The 14,585-nt window shown below is 63.2% G+C and carries 17 protein-coding genes; 9 read left to right on the top strand and 8 right to left on the bottom strand.

Annotation, left to right across the window (positions count from 1 at the left end; all coding sequences use genetic code 11):
* Positions 1 to 11 precede the first annotated feature (11 nt).
* Positions 12 to 263, bottom strand: coding sequence for a hypothetical protein (locus tag FJ960_RS21850; RefSeq protein ID WP_140503944.1), 252 nt, complete (start codon positions 261 to 263; stop codon positions 12 to 14).
* Between the two features lie 162 nt (positions 264 to 425).
* On the opposite strand from FJ960_RS21850, the gene FJ960_RS21845 reads away from it, so the two are divergent.
* From FJ960_RS21845 to ppa, 6 genes are all read left to right on the top strand, one after another.
* Complete coding sequence (locus FJ960_RS21845; protein WP_140716707.1) at positions 426 to 1,064, top strand: LemA family protein; 639 nt, start codon at positions 426 to 428, stop codon at positions 1,062 to 1,064.
* A gap of 309 nt (positions 1,065 to 1,373) precedes the next feature.
* Positions 1,374 to 2,177: a YgcG family protein gene (locus FJ960_RS21840; RefSeq protein ID WP_246672901.1), complete on the top strand. Its 804-nt coding sequence runs from the start codon at positions 1,374 to 1,376 to the stop codon at positions 2,175 to 2,177.
* Between the two features lie 4 nt (positions 2,178 to 2,181).
* The gene (locus FJ960_RS21835; RefSeq protein ID WP_140716704.1) at positions 2,182 to 3,075 is read left to right on the top strand and encodes a YgcG family protein; all 894 of its coding nucleotides are present in this window, start codon (positions 2,182 to 2,184) and stop codon (positions 3,073 to 3,075) included.
* Between the two features lie 9 nt (positions 3,076 to 3,084).
* The gene (locus tag FJ960_RS21830; RefSeq protein WP_140716701.1) at positions 3,085 to 3,723 is read left to right on the top strand and encodes a TPM domain-containing protein; all 639 of its coding nucleotides are present in this window, start codon (positions 3,085 to 3,087) and stop codon (positions 3,721 to 3,723) included.
* 144 nt (positions 3,724 to 3,867) lie between these two features.
* Positions 3,868 to 4,374, top strand: coding sequence for a GNAT family N-acetyltransferase (locus FJ960_RS21825; RefSeq protein WP_140503934.1), 507 nt, complete (start codon positions 3,868 to 3,870; stop codon positions 4,372 to 4,374).
* A gap of 189 nt (positions 4,375 to 4,563) precedes the next feature.
* Entirely contained in the window at positions 4,564 to 5,097 is a 534-nt protein-coding gene (gene ppa / locus FJ960_RS21820; protein WP_140503932.1) for an inorganic diphosphatase, read from the top strand.
* Positions 5,098 to 5,156: 59 nt separating this feature from the next.
* Here the strand turns inward: ppa and FJ960_RS21815 are convergent, their stop codons facing one another.
* Both FJ960_RS21815 and FJ960_RS21810 read right to left on the bottom strand, forming a co-directional pair.
* Positions 5,157 to 5,750 (bottom strand): hypothetical protein, encoded by a 594-nt coding sequence (locus FJ960_RS21815; RefSeq protein ID WP_140716699.1) that lies wholly within the window; start codon positions 5,748 to 5,750, stop codon positions 5,157 to 5,159.
* 44 nt (positions 5,751 to 5,794) lie between these two features.
* A complete protein-coding gene (locus FJ960_RS21810; protein ID WP_140716697.1) occupies positions 5,795 to 6,412 on the bottom strand; it encodes a TetR/AcrR family transcriptional regulator in 618 nt (205 codons plus the stop codon).
* Positions 6,413 to 6,485: 73 nt separating this feature from the next.
* On the opposite strand from FJ960_RS21810, the gene FJ960_RS21805 reads away from it, so the two are divergent.
* A complete protein-coding gene (locus FJ960_RS21805) occupies positions 6,486 to 7,769 on the top strand; it encodes an MFS transporter (RefSeq protein ID WP_181174285.1) in 1,284 nt (427 codons plus the stop codon).
* Positions 7,770 to 7,939: 170 nt separating this feature from the next.
* Here the strand turns inward: FJ960_RS21805 and FJ960_RS21800 are convergent, their stop codons facing one another.
* Positions 7,940 to 8,221 carry a hypothetical protein gene (locus tag FJ960_RS21800; protein ID WP_140503924.1) on the bottom strand — a complete coding sequence of 94 codons (282 nt, stop codon included), beginning with the start codon at positions 8,219 to 8,221 and terminating at the stop codon, positions 7,940 to 7,942.
* 198 nt (positions 8,222 to 8,419) lie between these two features.
* On the opposite strand from FJ960_RS21800, the gene typA reads away from it, so the two are divergent.
* The gene (typA, locus tag FJ960_RS21795) at positions 8,420 to 10,249 is read left to right on the top strand and encodes a translational GTPase TypA (RefSeq protein WP_027145159.1); all 1,830 of its coding nucleotides are present in this window, start codon (positions 8,420 to 8,422) and stop codon (positions 10,247 to 10,249) included.
* A gap of 57 nt (positions 10,250 to 10,306) precedes the next feature.
* Here the strand turns inward: typA and FJ960_RS21790 are convergent, their stop codons facing one another.
* Entirely contained in the window at positions 10,307 to 10,933 is a 627-nt protein-coding gene (locus FJ960_RS21790; RefSeq protein WP_140716693.1) for a DUF1062 domain-containing protein, read from the bottom strand.
* Positions 10,893 to 11,144, bottom strand: coding sequence for a hypothetical protein (locus FJ960_RS21785; RefSeq protein WP_140503921.1), 252 nt, complete (start codon positions 11,142 to 11,144; stop codon positions 10,893 to 10,895). The genes FJ960_RS21790 and FJ960_RS21785 overlap by 41 nt, the downstream gene beginning before the upstream one ends.
* 222 nt (positions 11,145 to 11,366) lie before the next feature.
* Here FJ960_RS21785 and FJ960_RS21780 point away from each other — a divergent pair, with 222 nt between their 5' ends.
* Positions 11,367 to 11,981 carry a LysE family translocator gene (locus FJ960_RS21780; protein ID WP_140716691.1) on the top strand — a complete coding sequence of 205 codons (615 nt, stop codon included), beginning with the start codon at positions 11,367 to 11,369 and terminating at the stop codon, positions 11,979 to 11,981.
* A gap of 131 nt (positions 11,982 to 12,112) precedes the next feature.
* On the opposite strand, the gene FJ960_RS21775 is transcribed toward FJ960_RS21780, so the two are convergent.
* A complete protein-coding gene (locus FJ960_RS21775; RefSeq protein ID WP_027145156.1) occupies positions 12,113 to 12,439 on the bottom strand; it encodes a hypothetical protein in 327 nt (108 codons plus the stop codon).
* Positions 12,440 to 12,632: 193 nt separating this feature from the next.
* Positions 12,633 to 14,447, bottom strand: a complete 1,815-nt coding sequence (locus FJ960_RS21770; RefSeq protein WP_140716689.1) for an aromatic amino acid ammonia-lyase — start codon at positions 14,445 to 14,447, stop codon at positions 12,633 to 12,635.
* Positions 14,448 to 14,585: the final 138 nt, after the last annotated feature.

The raw sequence follows: 14,585 nt of genomic DNA, 5'->3' as shown, positions 1-14,585 counted from the left end.
GTTTTTGATTCCTAGCTGCCCCGGGTGAGGAAAAGCACGAGCCAGACCATCAAGCCCAGCGCCAGAAGCAGGCCGAGTATCCTGCCAACGCGCGTACCCCAGACTTCGATCGGGTCCGAGCGGTCGGCATCGGCCGCGGAGACGTGGTCGTGCATGCCTTTTGCCGTCCGTGCCACGAAAGAATTGCCGGCCGGATCGGTCTCCTGCGCGACGCGCTGGAGGATACGGCGCGATTCCCTGTCGCTGTCCTGGCCTTCCGGCATGATGATGTCCCGTTTTGGTGGAACCTTATCGCGTTCGCGCGGCCAATCACAGGGCCTTGCGCGGGGTGATCCATGCCGAGCCTGATGCAGAGGTCGGGGCCGTTTTCTTGCGGGCCGATTGTGGTAATGCTTCGGATGCAACTTCTATCGAGGGACCCCATCATGCTTGCCCAGCGCCTTGCTCGACCATCGACATTACGCACGCTGCCCACCTTCCTGATGATGGCAATCGTGCTGCCGCTGCTTGCCGGCTGCGGCTACAACACGATCCCGACGGCGGAAGAAAACGCCAGGGCGGCATGGAGCGAGGTGTTGAACCAGTATCAGCGCCGCGCCGACCTCATCCCCAATCTGGTCGAGACGGTCAAAGGCTATGCCTCGCATGAAAAGGACACGCTCGACGCTGTTGTCCAGGCGCGGGCCAAGGCGACGCAGATCACGGTAACGCCGGAAACGCTGAAGGATCCGGAAGCGCTCAAGAAGTTCCAGGATGCCCAGGCAGGGCTGACCAGCGCACTTTCGCGGCTGATCGCGGTGTCGGAGGCCTATCCCGACCTCAAGGCCAACCAGAATTTCCTGGCGCTGCAGGCGCAGCTCGAAGGCACGGAGAACCGCATCGCGGTGGCGCGGCGCGACTACATCCAGGCCGTCAGGGACTACAATCTGACGCTGAAGACGTTCCCGTCGGTGCTGTGGGCGACCTTCTGGTTCCGCGGCAGCGAGCCCTTCGCCAACTTCACCGTAGCGGAAGACAAGATGCAGCCGCCGAAGGTCGATTTTGGCACGAAGCAGGGCGGGTGAACGGCGACTGTCATCGAAATAAATTCCGCGAAAAGACGGATCGCTGGCGTGCAAACACCCCTCTCTGTCCTGCCGGACCCGGCCCTTCGCTGTCGCTCCGGGCGTTCGTCATTCGGAAAGCCAAGCAATTGGCTTTCCGTCCGCTTCGCGGACCACTCCTCACCCCCCGCAAGGGGGGAGATTGGCCGCTTTGCGGCCGGCTTCCACTCTCAATCCCTGGCGATTGGCGAAACCCTGTATGACATCCAATCTTCCCCCGTGAGGGAGAGGTGTCCTGCCGGACAGAGGGGGGCGCGACAGAACGCCAACCTGGCTTTTCTTGGCGCGTTATTCTGCCTTTTCCTCCTCTTGCCCCTAACCGCCTTCGCTGCGGATCTGCCGGCGCTCACGGGCCGCGTGGTCGACAATGCCGGCATCATCGATGCCGCGACCAAGGGGGCGCTGACGCAGAAGCTGGCGGACTTCGAAACCAAGGGCTCGGACCAGATCGTCGTCGCCACCATCCCCAGCCTCGACGGCGAGGAGATCGAACCCTACGCCAACCGGCTGTTCCGCTTCTGGAAGCTCGGCCAGGCCAAGGAAAACAACGGCGTCCTGCTTCTGGTCGCGCCCAACGACCGCAGGATGCGCATCGAGGTCGGCTATGGGCTGGAAGGCACGCTGACCGATCTGCACACCAAGCTGATCATCGAGAACGACATGGTGCCGGCCTTCCGCGCCGGCGATTTCTCCGGCGGCATCTCGAAGGCCGTCGACGACATGATCATGGTGCTGGAGGGCAATCCGGAGGAGCTGGAGGCGCGCGGCAAGCGCAACGAGCAGGCCCCGTTCAATTCCGACGACCTGTTCTTCGCCATTTTCATCAGCATCTGGGCGATCATTTTCTTCGGCGGCATCGCGGCTTCGGTCCTGCCGCCGATCTTCGGCCAGAAGCTTGGGCCCGGACGCTATCGCTGGCTCGGCATGACCTTCGAGCCGCACCGGCGGTCCTTATCCGGGGGCGGCTGGTCGTCCGGAAGTTCCGGCGGCGGCTGGTCTTCGGGCGGCGGCGGTGGCGGTTTTTCGGGCGGCGGCGGTTCGTCCGGCGGCGGCGGCTCCTCGGGAAGCTGGTAAGGGCATGACGACGCGCAGCATCAGCCTGCTGAGGTCCGGCCGCCTTATCCCGGCTATCCATGCTGTCCTGATGGTGCTGGCGCTACTGCTGTCCAGCTTCGCGGGTTTCGCCGCCGAGCTGCCTGTTCTGAGCGGCCGCGTCGTCGACAATGCCGACATCATCGATGCCGCGACCAAGGCGGCGCTGACGCAAAAGCTGGCGGACTTCGAAACCAAGGGCTCGGACCAGATCGTCGTCGCTACCATCCCCAGCCTCGACGGCGAGGAGATCGAACCTTACGCCAACCGGCTGTTCCGCTTCTGGAAACTGGGGCAGGCCAAGGAGAACAACGGCGTTCTGCTTCTGGTCGCGCCAAACGACCGCAAGATGCGCATCGAGGTCGGCTATGGGCTGGAAGGCACGCTGACCGATCTGCACACCAAGCTGATCATCGAGAAAGACATGGTGCCGGCCTTCCGTGCCGGCGATTTCTCCGGCGGCATCTCGAAGGCCGTTGACGACATGGTCATGGTGCTGGAAGGCAATCCGGAGGAACTGGAGGCGCGCGGCAAGCGCAATCCCGCCGACAGCAGCACTCCCATGGACCCGGTCGTCGCCGTGTTCCTGATCCTGTGGGCGACGATGTTCTTCGGCGGCCTGGCAATGGCATTCCTGCCGCCGATGTTCGGCACGAAGCTGTCGCCGGGCGTGTATAGATGGCTGGGCATGACGTTTCGTTATGGCCAGGGAGCGGGCGGATCCACGCGCAGCAGCGGTTGGACGACGGGGTCGGGCGGCGGCTGGTCCTCGGGCAGTTCTGGCGGCGGGTGGTCTTCGGGGTCAAGCAGCAGCGGCGGCGGCGGGTTTTCGGGTGGCGGCGGCTCGTCCGGCGGTGGCGGTTCTTCAGGAAGCTGGTGAGACAAGATCATGGCAACACGACCAATCAGCCCACAGGATCATGAGCGGATCGCCGCTGCGATCCGCTCGGCGGAATCCAGGACCGACGGCGAAATCTATTGCGTCGTGGCGCATGCCAGCGATGGCTATTTCGCCCCTGCGGCCTTGATGGCGACGCTCGGCATGCTGGTCGTCAGCCTCGTGATCGCCTATGGGCTGGAGGCCTGGTGGCTCACCATCCGCCTGCCTCATTTCGTCATCGCTGAGTTGCTGGCGCTGGTCTGCGTGCTTGCCCTGCTGTGGACGCTGCCCGGCCTGCGCATCCATATGGTGCCGCGTCGGCTGCGCTATCTGGCCGCGCATGCCAATGCGGTCAAGCAGTTCCTCGCCCGCAACGTCCACCGCACCACAGCGCGCACCGGCGTGCTGATCTTCGTCTCGATCGCCGAACGCTATGCCGAGGTGGTCGCCGATTCAGGCGTCGACGCCAAGGTCGGCCAGCATGTCTGGGACAGAGTGGTGCGCGATCTCACCGCGCATGCCGGCGACGACCGGCTCGCCGACGGCTTCGTCACGGCAATCGAGCAGGTGGGGGCGGTGCTGGCCGAGCACTTCCCGGTCACGCAAGGCGATACCAACGAGCTGGACGACCATCTGGTCGAGATCTGAAAGCTCGCCCGCAAACGCTCCTCAGCCGGATTCCTGACAGGCTTTGCTGGATGTCAGCAGCGTTATGGATCGTCTGTGCGAAAGCGCACCATCGGCCGCCAGGACTCTTGCAATCGGGCAATGCGGGTTTATGGTTAATAAATCATGAATACGCTGACGATCGACATTCGGAAGGCAGACCCGCGCGATGCCGGCGCCATTGCCGAGGTGCATCTGGAAGCCTGGCGGGGCGCCTATTCCGGCATCATTCCGCACCGTACGCTGACATCGATGATCAACCGCCGTGGCGCCGACTGGTGGGCGAATGCCATCCGCCGCGCGGCCACCGTGCTGGTCGTCGAGATCGGCGGCAAGATCGCCGGCTATGCGACGATCGGCAAGAATCGCGCCAAGGAACTCAAGCAGCAGGGCGAGATCTACGAATTGTACCTGCGCCCGGAGTATCAGGGCATCGGGCTTGGCAGGCGGCTGTTTTCGGCGGCCAAGGCACGTCTCGCCGACCACGGGCTGAAAGGCATGGTGGTGTGGGCGCTGGAAGACAACCAGAACGCGCTTGCCTTCTATGCCGGGGCCGGCGGCCGCGACATCGCCGAAGGCGTCGAGATTTTCGAGCAGAAGGCGCTCAAGAAGGTCGCCTTCGTCTGGGAGTGACCGCCGGGGAATAATCGGAAGGCGAAGTCCCCGACTCACGCAAAATCACGGCGCTGAAACATCTTGTGCCGATGATTGAACGCGTGGAGCCCCGTCGCGTCTCTCCGGATGCATCTAAGCACCATTCGCCGCATTGCACCATTTTGCGCCGCCCGCTATCTCCTGCCAATCGAGAGAGGGACAAAAGCCATGCGCATCGAAGCCATAGCCACTGGAAAGAATCCGCCTGACGACGTCAACGTCATCATCGAGGTGCCGATCGGCGGCGAGCCGATCAAGTACGAGATGGACAAGGAGGCCGGCACGCTGTTCGTCGACCGCTTCCTGCACACCTCGATGCGCTATCCCGGCAATTACGGCTTCGTGCCGCACACGCTGTCGGGCGACGGCGACCCGATCGACGTGCTGGTCTGCAACACGCGCGCTTTGGTGCCGGGCTGCGTCATCAACGTGCGGCCTATCGGCGTGCTGATCATGGAAGACAATGCCGGCCAGGACGAGAAGATCATCGCGGTGCCGTCGCCGAAGCTGACACTGCGATACGAGAACGTCACCGAATACACGCAGCTGCCCGACATCACGCGCCAGCAGGTGCAGCACTTTTTCGAGCACTACAAGGATCTCGAGCCCGGCAAATGGGTCAAGATCGAGGGCTGGCACGATTCCAAATATGCCAAGAAGATGATCATGGACGCGATCGACCGGGCGAAGGCGAGCAAGTAGGTACCCGACTTCGTCATGCCGGGGCGGAGCAGCCGCGAAGCGGCGCTTCGGCGACGTCCTCAGTTATCGACCCGGCCGAAAGCCGGCACGTTGCCGACCACCACGCGCTTGTCCTTGCCACAGGCGAAGCCTTTCGCCTTCTCGTCGGCGATCTTGCGCGCCTGGTCGTTGGCGGTGAGGTTGCCGGTGGCCAGCACCAGGCCGACGGTGCAGCCGTCACGGGCGTCCATCTGGGCGACCTTGGCGACGAGCAGCACCTCGGTCTTCTTGGTCTCGTCCTCGGGATCGCTGATCGAGCGGCGGTGGATGACCGCGAATGGCACGGCTTTGTCGCCATTGGTTTCGATGCGCCACTCGACCTTGGCCCCAGACGAATTCAAGGCCGAAAAACTTTCCCAGGCGGACGTCATGTCGCCGCCGGGCGGAAAGCCGTAGAACAGCGATTCGCGGGCGTCGTCATATCCGATCAGCACGGAATAGCCGCGATAACCGGAGCAGGCGAGGTCGGCCCAGTCGCCGTCGCCCTGCTCGGCCTGCGCATAGGTCACGCAGTCCTTCTTCCAGTCGAGGTCGGTGTAGGCGCTGGATATCTCGCCGGCTTGTGCCGCCTGGCAGAGGCCGGCGAAGGTGAGCGGGATCAACAGGCTGCGCATCGCGGAGATCTCCGTTGGAGGTCGCCCCAGCGTATCGCCAATCGCTATTTCTTCAAGCTCGCTTCGATCAGCAGGTCGGCGTTGCGGGCAACCGACTGCGCCGGTCCGCCGAGGCCGAAGAGCTGGCCGCTGATATAGGCGCCTTCGATCAGGAGCAGCAGCCCGTCGCCCAGCGTGTCAGGGTCTTGCGCGCCCATCGCAGCCGCCATGGCGCGCAGGCGGCGGCGCAATTCTTGCTTGTTGGCCTCACTGACGACGCGGGCCGGATGGCTGTGGTCGGGATATTCGACCGCCGCATTCGTCATGCCGCAGCCGCGATAGTCCGCCACTTGCGTTCGCTTGCCGATGCGGGTCAGGAAAGCCTTGATCTGCGCGCGCGGGTCGCCGGGATAGGCGGCAACGGCCTCATCGAAACGCTCCCAGTATTCAAGATCGTATTGCCTGAGGTAGGAGGCGGCCAGCTCGTCCTTGGAGGGAAAGCTGCGATAGAGGCTGGGCTTGGTGACGCCGGCGCGCTTGACGATTTCGTCGACGCCGATCGCCCTGATACCTCGCCGGTAGAACAGGTCATAGGCCACGTCGAGGATCTTCTTGGCGGCCTTGGGTGGCGCGGAAGCATGACCGTCTCTGATGGTCAGTTCAATATTTTTGTCGCTTGGCATCATGGGACTCGATTGACAATGTTACCGATCGGTACGATACATACTCCCACCTTGCAACGTACCGGTCAGTAACATGATAGCTCAATCCCGTCCATTTGGCCAGCGCTACGCTTTCGTCGTGGTTGGGGTCATCTTCCTTTGCCTGCTGATCGCCGCCGGCCTGCGCTCGGCGCCTTCCGTCATGATGCTGCCGCTGGAAAACAGTTTCGGCTGGCGACGCGACGTCATTTCGCTGGCCGCGGGCGTGGGCATCCTGCTCTATGGGCTAACCGGTCCGTTCGCAGCAGCGCTGATGGAGCGCATCGGACTGCGCCGCACGCTGCTTGCATCGCTGGTGATCATGTCAGGTTCGACCACGCTCAGCCTGCTGATGACCAAGCCATGGCATCTGTTCATCACCTGGGGCGTTTTTTCCGGCATCGGATCCGGCGCCGTCGCCAGCGTGCTCGGCGCCACCATCGTCAACCGCTGGTTCAAGACCAATCGCGGCCTTGTGATGGGGCTGATGTCGGCCTCCAGCGCCACCGGCATGCTGGTCTTCCTGCCGCTGATCGCCTCGCTGGCGCAAGCCGGCGGCTGGCAGCCCGTTGTCGTCGCCGTCGCGATCGCCACTGCTGCGCTGATCCCCCTGGTCTGGCTGCTGGTGCCGGAGCGCCCGGCTTCGATCGGCATGGTGCGCTATGGCGCCGAGACGGATGATGTGCCGCCGACTTCGCCCGCGTCACAAGGCAATTTCCTGGCGCATACGCTCAACACGTTGCGCCGCGCCGCCGGCACGCGGGTGTTCTGGTACCTGTTCGCCACCTTCTTCGTCTGCGGCTTCACCACCAACGGGCTGGTTGGCACGCATCTGATCGCGTTCTGCGGCGACATGGGTATTGGCGAGGTGCAGGCCGCCGGCCTGCTGTCGATGATGGGCATTTTCGACCTGATCGGCACCACGCTGTCAGGCTGGCTCACCGACCGTTTCGACCCGCGCAAGCTGCTCGGCGTCTACTATGGCATCCGTGGCCTGTCGCTGATTTACCTGCCCTATTCCGGGTTTTCGGCGACCAGCCTGATCATCTTCGCCGTGCTCTACGGCCTCGACTGGATCGCCACAGTGCCGCCGACGCTGCGGCTGGCCAACGAAGCCTTCGGCGACCGCAGCGGGCCGATCGTGTTCGGCTGGATCGTCGCCGGCCACCAGGTGGGTGCCGCCACCGCCGCCGCCTTCGGCGGCACCATGCGTGAACTGCAAGGCAATTACGAACTGGCGTTCCTGATTGCCGGCATGACGGCAATCGCGGCGGCCTGTATTTCGCTCCTGATCAACACCAGCCGACCGGCCTTCGATCCGGAACCGCAGGCGGCTTGAGGCGCGTCGATATTCAGGTGAGGCCGGCCTGCAAACGGCGGCTTCCTGCGCTTCCGGTGCTCACGTACAAAAGTACGCTCTGCTCCGGTTCTCGGAATCCACCGTTTTCGACTCGGCCTCACCTGAATATAGACACGCCTCAGCGTGTAAGAACTGGCGCGAGAGGCGTCTCAGTCGGGGTAGCAGACCATTGGAATGTTGGGCCAAACCGCCGCATCGCAGTTGGCGCTGGCCTGTCTCTGCTTGAAGGCGGCGCTGACCGGGCCGGTGACCACCGGGTCGACGCCGTCGGGCGCGTCGGCAAAGGCCTGCTGCGCGGAAGGCGTATTATCAGGCAGGACAGACCGCGCTTCCTTCAGCGTCGCGGCCGACTGCGCGGCGTTGGCCGCCAGCAGGACAGCAAACGCAGCGGACGCGATCAGCGGCCAAAATCGGTTGAGTTTATCGGTCATGACGTTCGAACTGCCCGGGGCCTTAAAAGGTTCCCGCCTTGGTTAACAAAATCATTTCACACGCAGATGCTTAAGATTTGATGAGTATTTGGTGTCGCGCGTCCCCTTTCGCAACTGCGAAAAACCCTGTATGAGCCGCGCAACCGAAAGAGGCAGCGCCCTTGGCCTGCTGCCTGCAACGCTTCCGAGACCAGAATCATGAACCTCCGTAATATCGCGATCATCGCGCACGTCGACCATGGAAAGACCACCCTGGTCGATCAGCTTTTGAAACAGTCCGGCTCCTTCCGCGACAACCAGCGCGTCGCCGAGCGCGCCATGGATTCCAACGATCTCGAAAAGGAACGCGGCATCACCATCCTGGCCAAGGCGACCTCGGTCGACTGGAAGGACACCCGCATCAACATCGTCGATACCCCCGGCCACGCCGATTTCGGCGGTGAGGTCGAGCGCATCCTGTCGATGGTGGATTCGGCCATCGTGCTGGTCGACGCCGCCGAAGGGCCGATGCCGCAGACCAAGTTCGTCGTCGGCAAGGCGCTCAAGGTCGGCTTGAAGCCGATCGTCGTCATCAACAAGATCGACCGTCCCGACGCGCGCCATGTCGAGGTGGTCAACGAGGTGTTCGACCTGTTCGCCGCGCTCGACGCCACCGACGAGCAGCTCGACTTCCCGATCCTCTATGGTTCGGGCCGCGACGGCTGGGTGTCGGAAAACCCGGAAGGGCCCAAGGACCAGCAGCTCGCGCCGTTGTTCGACCTCGTCATCAAGCATGTGCCGGCGCCGACCGTCCATCCCGGTCCGTTCCGCATGATCGGCACCATCCTGGAAGCCAATCCGTTCCTCGGACGCATCATCACCGGCCGCATCGAGAGCGGCACGCTGAAGTCCAACCAGGCCGTCAAGGTGCTGCACAATGACGGCACCCAGATCGAAACCGGCCGCATCTCCAAGATCCTCGCTTTCCGTGGCCTCGAGCGCCAGCCGATTGAAGAAGCGCAGGCGGGTGACATCGTCGCCATTGCCGGCCTGTCCAAGGGGACCGTCGCCGACACGTTCTGCGACCTGGCGGTGACCGAGGCGCTGCATGCACAGCCGATCGATCCACCGACCGTGACCATGTCCTTCCTCGTCAACGACAGCCCGCTGGCCGGCACCGAAGGCGACAAGGTGACCAGCCGCGTCATTCGCGACCGGTTGCTTCGGGAAGCCGAAGGCAATGTCGCGCTCAAGATCGAGGAATCGCCCGACAAGGATTCGTTCTTCGTCTCCGGACGTGGCGAATTGCAGCTCGCCGTGCTGATAGAGACGATGCGCCGCGAAGGCTTTGAAATCGCCGTCTCGCGTCCGCGCGTCGTCATGCAGAAGGGCGAGAATGGCGAATTGCTGGAGCCGGTCGAGGAAGTCGTGATCGACGTCGACGAGGAGCATGCCGGCGTCGTCGTGCAGAAGATGTCGGAACGCAAGGCCGAAATGGTCGAACTGCGCCCGTCGGGCGGCAACCGCCAGCGTATCGTCTTCCACGCGCCGACGCGCGGCCTGATCGGCTACCAGTCGGAACTTTTGACCGATACGCGTGGCACCGCCGTGATGAACCGGCTGTTCCATGCCTATGAACCCTACAAGGGCGAATTGCCCGGCCGCACCAACGGCGTGCTGATCTCCAACGAGCAGGGCGAGTCGGTCGCCTATGCCATGTGGAACCTGGAAGACCGTGGCCCGATGGTCATCGATCCGGGCGTCAAGGTCTATCAGGGCATGATCATCGGCATCCACAGCCGGGACAACGATCTCGAAGTGAACGTGCTGAAGGGCAAGAAACTGACCAACATCCGCGCCGCCGGCAAGGATGAAGCGGTCAAGCTCACCCCGCCGATCCGCATGACGCTGGAGCGCGCATTGGCCTGGATCCAGGACGACGAGCTGGTCGAGGTGACGCCGAAGACCATCCGCCTGCGCAAGCTCTATCTCGACCCGAACGAGCGTAAGCGTTTCGAGAAGTCGTCCAAGGCGGTCGGCGCGGCGTAAGGTTTTCCTTTTTCGAGAACTGAGAGGGCGGAGCACCTGTGCTCCGCCCTTTTTCGTTCACCCACCAGCAGCCGAGATGATGGTCCGACGGTCGGGCTCGCCGGCGAGATGGATGCGGATTGTCGCTCCCTCTCGGGCTGGTTTGCGCAGGGCCTTTGCTCCATCCGGCTCGACGGTCAGCAACTTCCGTTCGTCCAGCGCCTGAAGCCGCGACCGCGAGATGCGAAGTTCGTTGGCAAGCAGCCGGTCGAGCCTCAGCGATACCGGCGTTTCCAGACCGAGCCGGAGTTCCAGCGCCGTCGCGTCTTCCTTCATCTCGCCGATCACCTGCTTGCGCACGGCGGCGTCAGGGAACTCCTCGACGCGTCCCACCTGTTTGCGCAGGGCAACGATGTCGAAGGCATGGCTCCGGACCAGTGCCGGATCATTGCTTTCGAGTGCCGCGAGCAGCGCCGGCGCGATGTCGCGGCGGTTGCAGCGCTCGAAAATACCGAAATTCCAGGAATTGTCGCAATCGACGCAACGATAGATCAGCCACACGTCGATGCGCTTGCCGTTGGCGTTGACGCGGAATTTCCCGCTGCAGCGATAGGCTTTCACGCAGCCGCAGCGATTGCAGTTGATCAGGGGGCGTGGTGCGATTTCAGGCGCGATCGTCCAGTGGATGCGCAGGGCCGAAGACATGCCGGTAAGTCCTTCCCGTCGGGAAGTTCATCCGGTCGGCGATGTCGAGATGCCCATGCGGGCGCGGCGTGGCGGGTGGCTGCGGAGAATGTGAATACAGGTGTCGCTTGCAAAAAGCGTGCGACAGCGGTTCAGCAGTGCCAAACCGGTCTCGAACCGCCGCCCAGAAGAACACATGAAAACGAAACAGGCACTGCTGATGCGGCGCCATGCAGGTGTGTCGGGGGAGTTTGACGAGACCGGCGATTACTGAGGCAAAGTGAGGCTCGAAATTGTTTCGCGGCGGCCCTTCTAGCGGCGTGACGCCGGGTCTGCAAGGGCTCCGCGAGCACGCGGCAGGTCAGCGCCCACGGCCCATATTGTCTTGCCTTTGCCAGAGCCGCAGCTGTCGGGTTATTGTGGCTGATCGAGCCCCAACGCAGAGACCCTCGCCATGCATCTCGCCTCACTGCTGATCTTCGCCGCCGCCTTGTTCGTGGCCGCCGGTTCGCCCGGTCCGTCGATCGCGGCGCTCGTCGCGCGCGTCATCTCGAAAGGGTTTCGCGATGTGTTTCCGTTCCTGCTTGCCATGTGGATCGGCGAAGGCATCTGGCTGTCGCTGGCTGTGTTCGGGCTGGCGGTGGTGGCGCAGACCTTCCATCTCGCTTTCGTCATGGTGAAATGGGTTGGCGTCGCCTATCTCGCCTACCTCGCCTGGAAGATGTGGACGGCGCCCGTCGACGCCAAGGAAGGCGAGATGCCGCGCGAGGATTCGGCCGGCAAGCTGTTCTTGGCCGGCATGGCCGTCACGCTCGGCAATCCCAAGATCATGATGTTCTATCTGGCGCTGTTGCCGACCATCATAGACCTCGCTTCGGTCAGCCTCGTCGGCTGGGTCGAACTGACGGCGACCATGGCGGTGGTGCTGATCGCCATCGATTTCGCCTGGGTGCTTGCCGCCTCGCAGGCGCGCAAGCTGCTCAGGAGCAAGCGCGCCATGAAGATCGCCAACCGCGTCAGCGCCACGACAATGGCCGGTGCCGCGGCGGCCATTGCGGCGAGGTCCTAGGGCAGTTCGCCGTTTTATGGAAACGTCGAACCACTCTAGCTCTTTTTTAACGCAATTCCTTAGGGAAAGCGCTACGCGCTTCTCCGGGGAAAACCGCTTCGCACTTTTCCTGGAATTGCTCTAAGCAGGCGTCAGCCCATCATGTTGATGATCGGCGCGATCTCGACGTTGCAGTTCGGCTCCATCAGGATCGGACACTCCCTGGCCTTGCTGGCCGCATCATCGATGTCCTTCGCCTCGATGATCGAATAGCCGCCGGTCGGGTTGCTGCCGCCATTGTTCTCGACCTTGCCGCCGGGCAGCACCGTCTTCGACATGCCGACAGGATTGCCGCGCTCGACCACGGCCGAGCCGAGTTTTCCGAACCAGCCTGTCCAGGCGTCGGTCATTGCTTTGCGGTCCGCTTCGTTCGCCGGCATCTTGCCCGAGCCATGATAGATGTAGAGAAACTTTGCCATGCTCTCCTCCCTGATCAGCGGCATCGAACCGACATGCGGTCATGCCGCCTGCCGATCATCGGGCCAAAATGACCAGCAGGCAATGAAAATTCGCCAGCGCTAATATTCGTCTCCGCGAGGTGATCGCCATTGCTACTCGACCGTCCTGAAGGTGGGCATCGGTATCCTGGTACCCGCCTTGCGGCGGCCTTCATCACTTGGGCAGAACGCCGGCCGTCGGAAATGCGGCACTCTTCGGCGCCTGCGGTCCGCCGGGATAGAATTTCGAGGCCGGGTTCTCCTGCATGAAATCATAGGCGACCATGCCGAGCGGCCGCTTTTGCCGTTCCGATGCCGCCTGATGCCAGGGGATCACCTGGCGCAGCGCCTCGAGTGCCGCGGTTGGCGCCTCACCGAATTTCCGCTGCGGGTTCTGCGCCTTGCGGATTTCCATCCAATAGCTTGCCGTCAACAGGTCCTGAGCCAACAGGTGAAACGACAGATCGACCGCTTCGCGGGCGCGTTGCGTTTTGATGCGGGTCTGCGCTTCGAGGTCCTCGACGGTGGCGACGATGGCCTGGCCATTCGGTGTCACCGGCGTGCCGAGGTCGGCCAGTTCCTGCCAAAGATCGGTCGGAAGATAGCCGTCGAAGGTCGGGATATCCTTGCGCTCTTCGGGCTTCAGCACATCGGCCGGCTTGACCACGGTGAAGAAGGGATTGCGGAAGCGCTCGATGCGCTGCGCCACCGCGACGCCAAGATTGGTGAGAGAGATGGTGAAAGCCTCGACCTGATTGGCCATGGGATAGGGATCCCAGTTGGCGTTGGAGAAGATATAGCCGGACTTGCCGTTACTCAGCGGTCCGCCCTTGATGTAATATTTCAGGAATTGCGGTGTGCTCAGCTCGGGCGAGCTCTGCGGCGTCAGGCCCGGCAGCACGGCCGGATTGTGATCCGACGAGTTGATGGAGAGCAGCACGGATTGGCGCAGATCCGCCCAGGCCTGCCAGGCCGAGCCCTGGCGCTGGCTGGAGGCGCGCATGCTTTCCGGGTCCTGGATGATGCGGGCCGCATCCTCATCGAAGAGATAGCTGCCCTTGATCATGTCCATGATCCTCGCCGCATCCCATGTCAGCCACGGGTAAGGCCGCATGGATTGCACCGGCGCCGATATCGGCGTCACGCTGGAATTCATGCCGTTCAGCCCCATGGCGTAGCTGAGGTCGGTCCATTCCAGCAGTTTTCGCGCGTCCTCCAGCAAAAGCACCGCCTGTGCCTGCGCGTAGGCATTGCTGCTGATCAGCGCGGCCTGGTCGGCGGCGAACGGTTCGAGCGGCTTCAGGCCGGCCTGCGAGAGGGCCTGCGCGGCCGGCATGCGAACGCCGTTGAGGTAGGCCTCGCCTTCGCCGACCATGGCCGCGCCGATATTGCCGAGTGTCGCGAGGTCACCTTCGCCGAGCGTGCCGCGCGATTGCACGACCGGCGTCACCCGCTTGTTCAGCATGTCGAGGAGCATATGCGTCAGCTGCGGGCTGGCGGCTTCGTAGGACATGGTGTTGGCGCGGATCGCCATGATCGCGCGCACGAGCGCCTCCTCCTGCAGTTCCGGCCCGTAGCCTCTGTTGACCCCGCCCTTGAAGCGGGCGAGCTGCTGATCCTTGAGGAGCTTGCTGTTTTCCGGCGTCGTCGGGTCGCCGGAGAAGATCACCGTTTCGCGCTGGTCGCCGGCGCCGCGGTTGAACCAGTAGATCGTGATACCTTCGGCGGCACCCTCGAGCAGCAGGCCGTAGGCATCCGCCGAGCGCTGCAGCGCTTCCGGGCTGAGTTCGACCTTGGCGCCGTTGCGGGCGATGTCGATGACCTGATCGACGGTCAGGTCGTGGCCGGTCAACGTTACCGTCTTGGCCGCCGCCGTTTCGAAAATGGGCTGGTAGGCTGTCGCCGCCTCGAATGCATGGGCGGGTGCGGATGCGAGCGCCAGCGTCAGGGCGCAAAGAACAATCCTGGGTTTGGCAATTCGGTCAAGCATAAGGGCTCCCATTCTCGAAGCGTTAGCCTCGGGCACGAAGTTTCACCCCTCGGAAATTTTGTTTCCCGGAAACCTAGCCGGCAGTGTCTGCCTGTCAACGCTTGATGAGAACGAGGACCGATGGTGGAGCGCGCGTGG

The organism is Mesorhizobium sp. B2-3-11, assembly GCF_006442215.1.
Classification (GTDB): Bacteria; Pseudomonadota; Alphaproteobacteria; order Rhizobiales; family Rhizobiaceae; genus Mesorhizobium; species Mesorhizobium salmacidum.
This window is presented reverse-complemented; position numbering and strand designations above follow the sequence as displayed.

What these genes read in the sequence shown, in the direction of transcription:
- FJ960_RS21850 (WP_140503944.1), bottom strand. Translation starts at nt 263, where the DNA reads ATGCCGGAAGGCCAGGACAGCGACAGGGAATCGCGCCGTATCCTCCAG.
- FJ960_RS21845 (WP_140716707.1), top strand. Translation starts at nt 426, where the DNA reads ATGCTTGCCCAGCGCCTTGCTCGACCATCGACATTACGCACGCTGCCC.
- FJ960_RS21780 (WP_140716691.1), top strand. Translation starts at nt 11,367, where the DNA reads ATGCATCTCGCCTCACTGCTGATCTTCGCCGCCGCCTTGTTCGTGGCC.
- FJ960_RS21785 (WP_140503921.1), bottom strand. Translation starts at nt 11,144, where the DNA reads ATGGCGCCGCATCAGCAGTGCCTGTTTCGTTTTCATGTGTTCTTCTGG.
- FJ960_RS21790 (WP_140716693.1), bottom strand. Translation starts at nt 10,933, where the DNA reads ATGTCTTCGGCCCTGCGCATCCACTGGACGATCGCGCCTGAAATCGCA.
- FJ960_RS21835 (WP_140716704.1), top strand. Translation starts at nt 2,182, where the DNA reads ATGACGACGCGCAGCATCAGCCTGCTGAGGTCCGGCCGCCTTATCCCG.
- FJ960_RS21800 (WP_140503924.1), bottom strand. Translation starts at nt 8,221, where the DNA reads ATGACCGATAAACTCAACCGATTTTGGCCGCTGATCGCGTCCGCTGCG.
- FJ960_RS21775 (WP_027145156.1), bottom strand. Translation starts at nt 12,439, where the DNA reads ATGGCAAAGTTTCTCTACATCTATCATGGCTCGGGCAAGATGCCGGCG.
- FJ960_RS21770 (WP_140716689.1), bottom strand. Translation starts at nt 14,447, where the DNA reads ATGCTTGACCGAATTGCCAAACCCAGGATTGTTCTTTGCGCCCTGACG.
- FJ960_RS21810 (WP_140716697.1), bottom strand. Translation starts at nt 6,412, where the DNA reads ATGCCAAGCGACAAAAATATTGAACTGACCATCAGAGACGGTCATGCT.
- typA (WP_027145159.1), top strand. Translation starts at nt 8,420, where the DNA reads ATGAACCTCCGTAATATCGCGATCATCGCGCACGTCGACCATGGAAAG.
- FJ960_RS21830 (WP_140716701.1), top strand. Translation starts at nt 3,085, where the DNA reads ATGGCAACACGACCAATCAGCCCACAGGATCATGAGCGGATCGCCGCT.
- ppa (WP_140503932.1), top strand. Translation starts at nt 4,564, where the DNA reads ATGCGCATCGAAGCCATAGCCACTGGAAAGAATCCGCCTGACGACGTC.
- FJ960_RS21825 (WP_140503934.1), top strand. Translation starts at nt 3,868, where the DNA reads ATGAATACGCTGACGATCGACATTCGGAAGGCAGACCCGCGCGATGCC.
- FJ960_RS21805 (WP_181174285.1), top strand. Translation starts at nt 6,486, where the DNA reads ATGATAGCTCAATCCCGTCCATTTGGCCAGCGCTACGCTTTCGTCGTG.
- FJ960_RS21815 (WP_140716699.1), bottom strand. Translation starts at nt 5,750, where the DNA reads ATGCGCAGCCTGTTGATCCCGCTCACCTTCGCCGGCCTCTGCCAGGCG.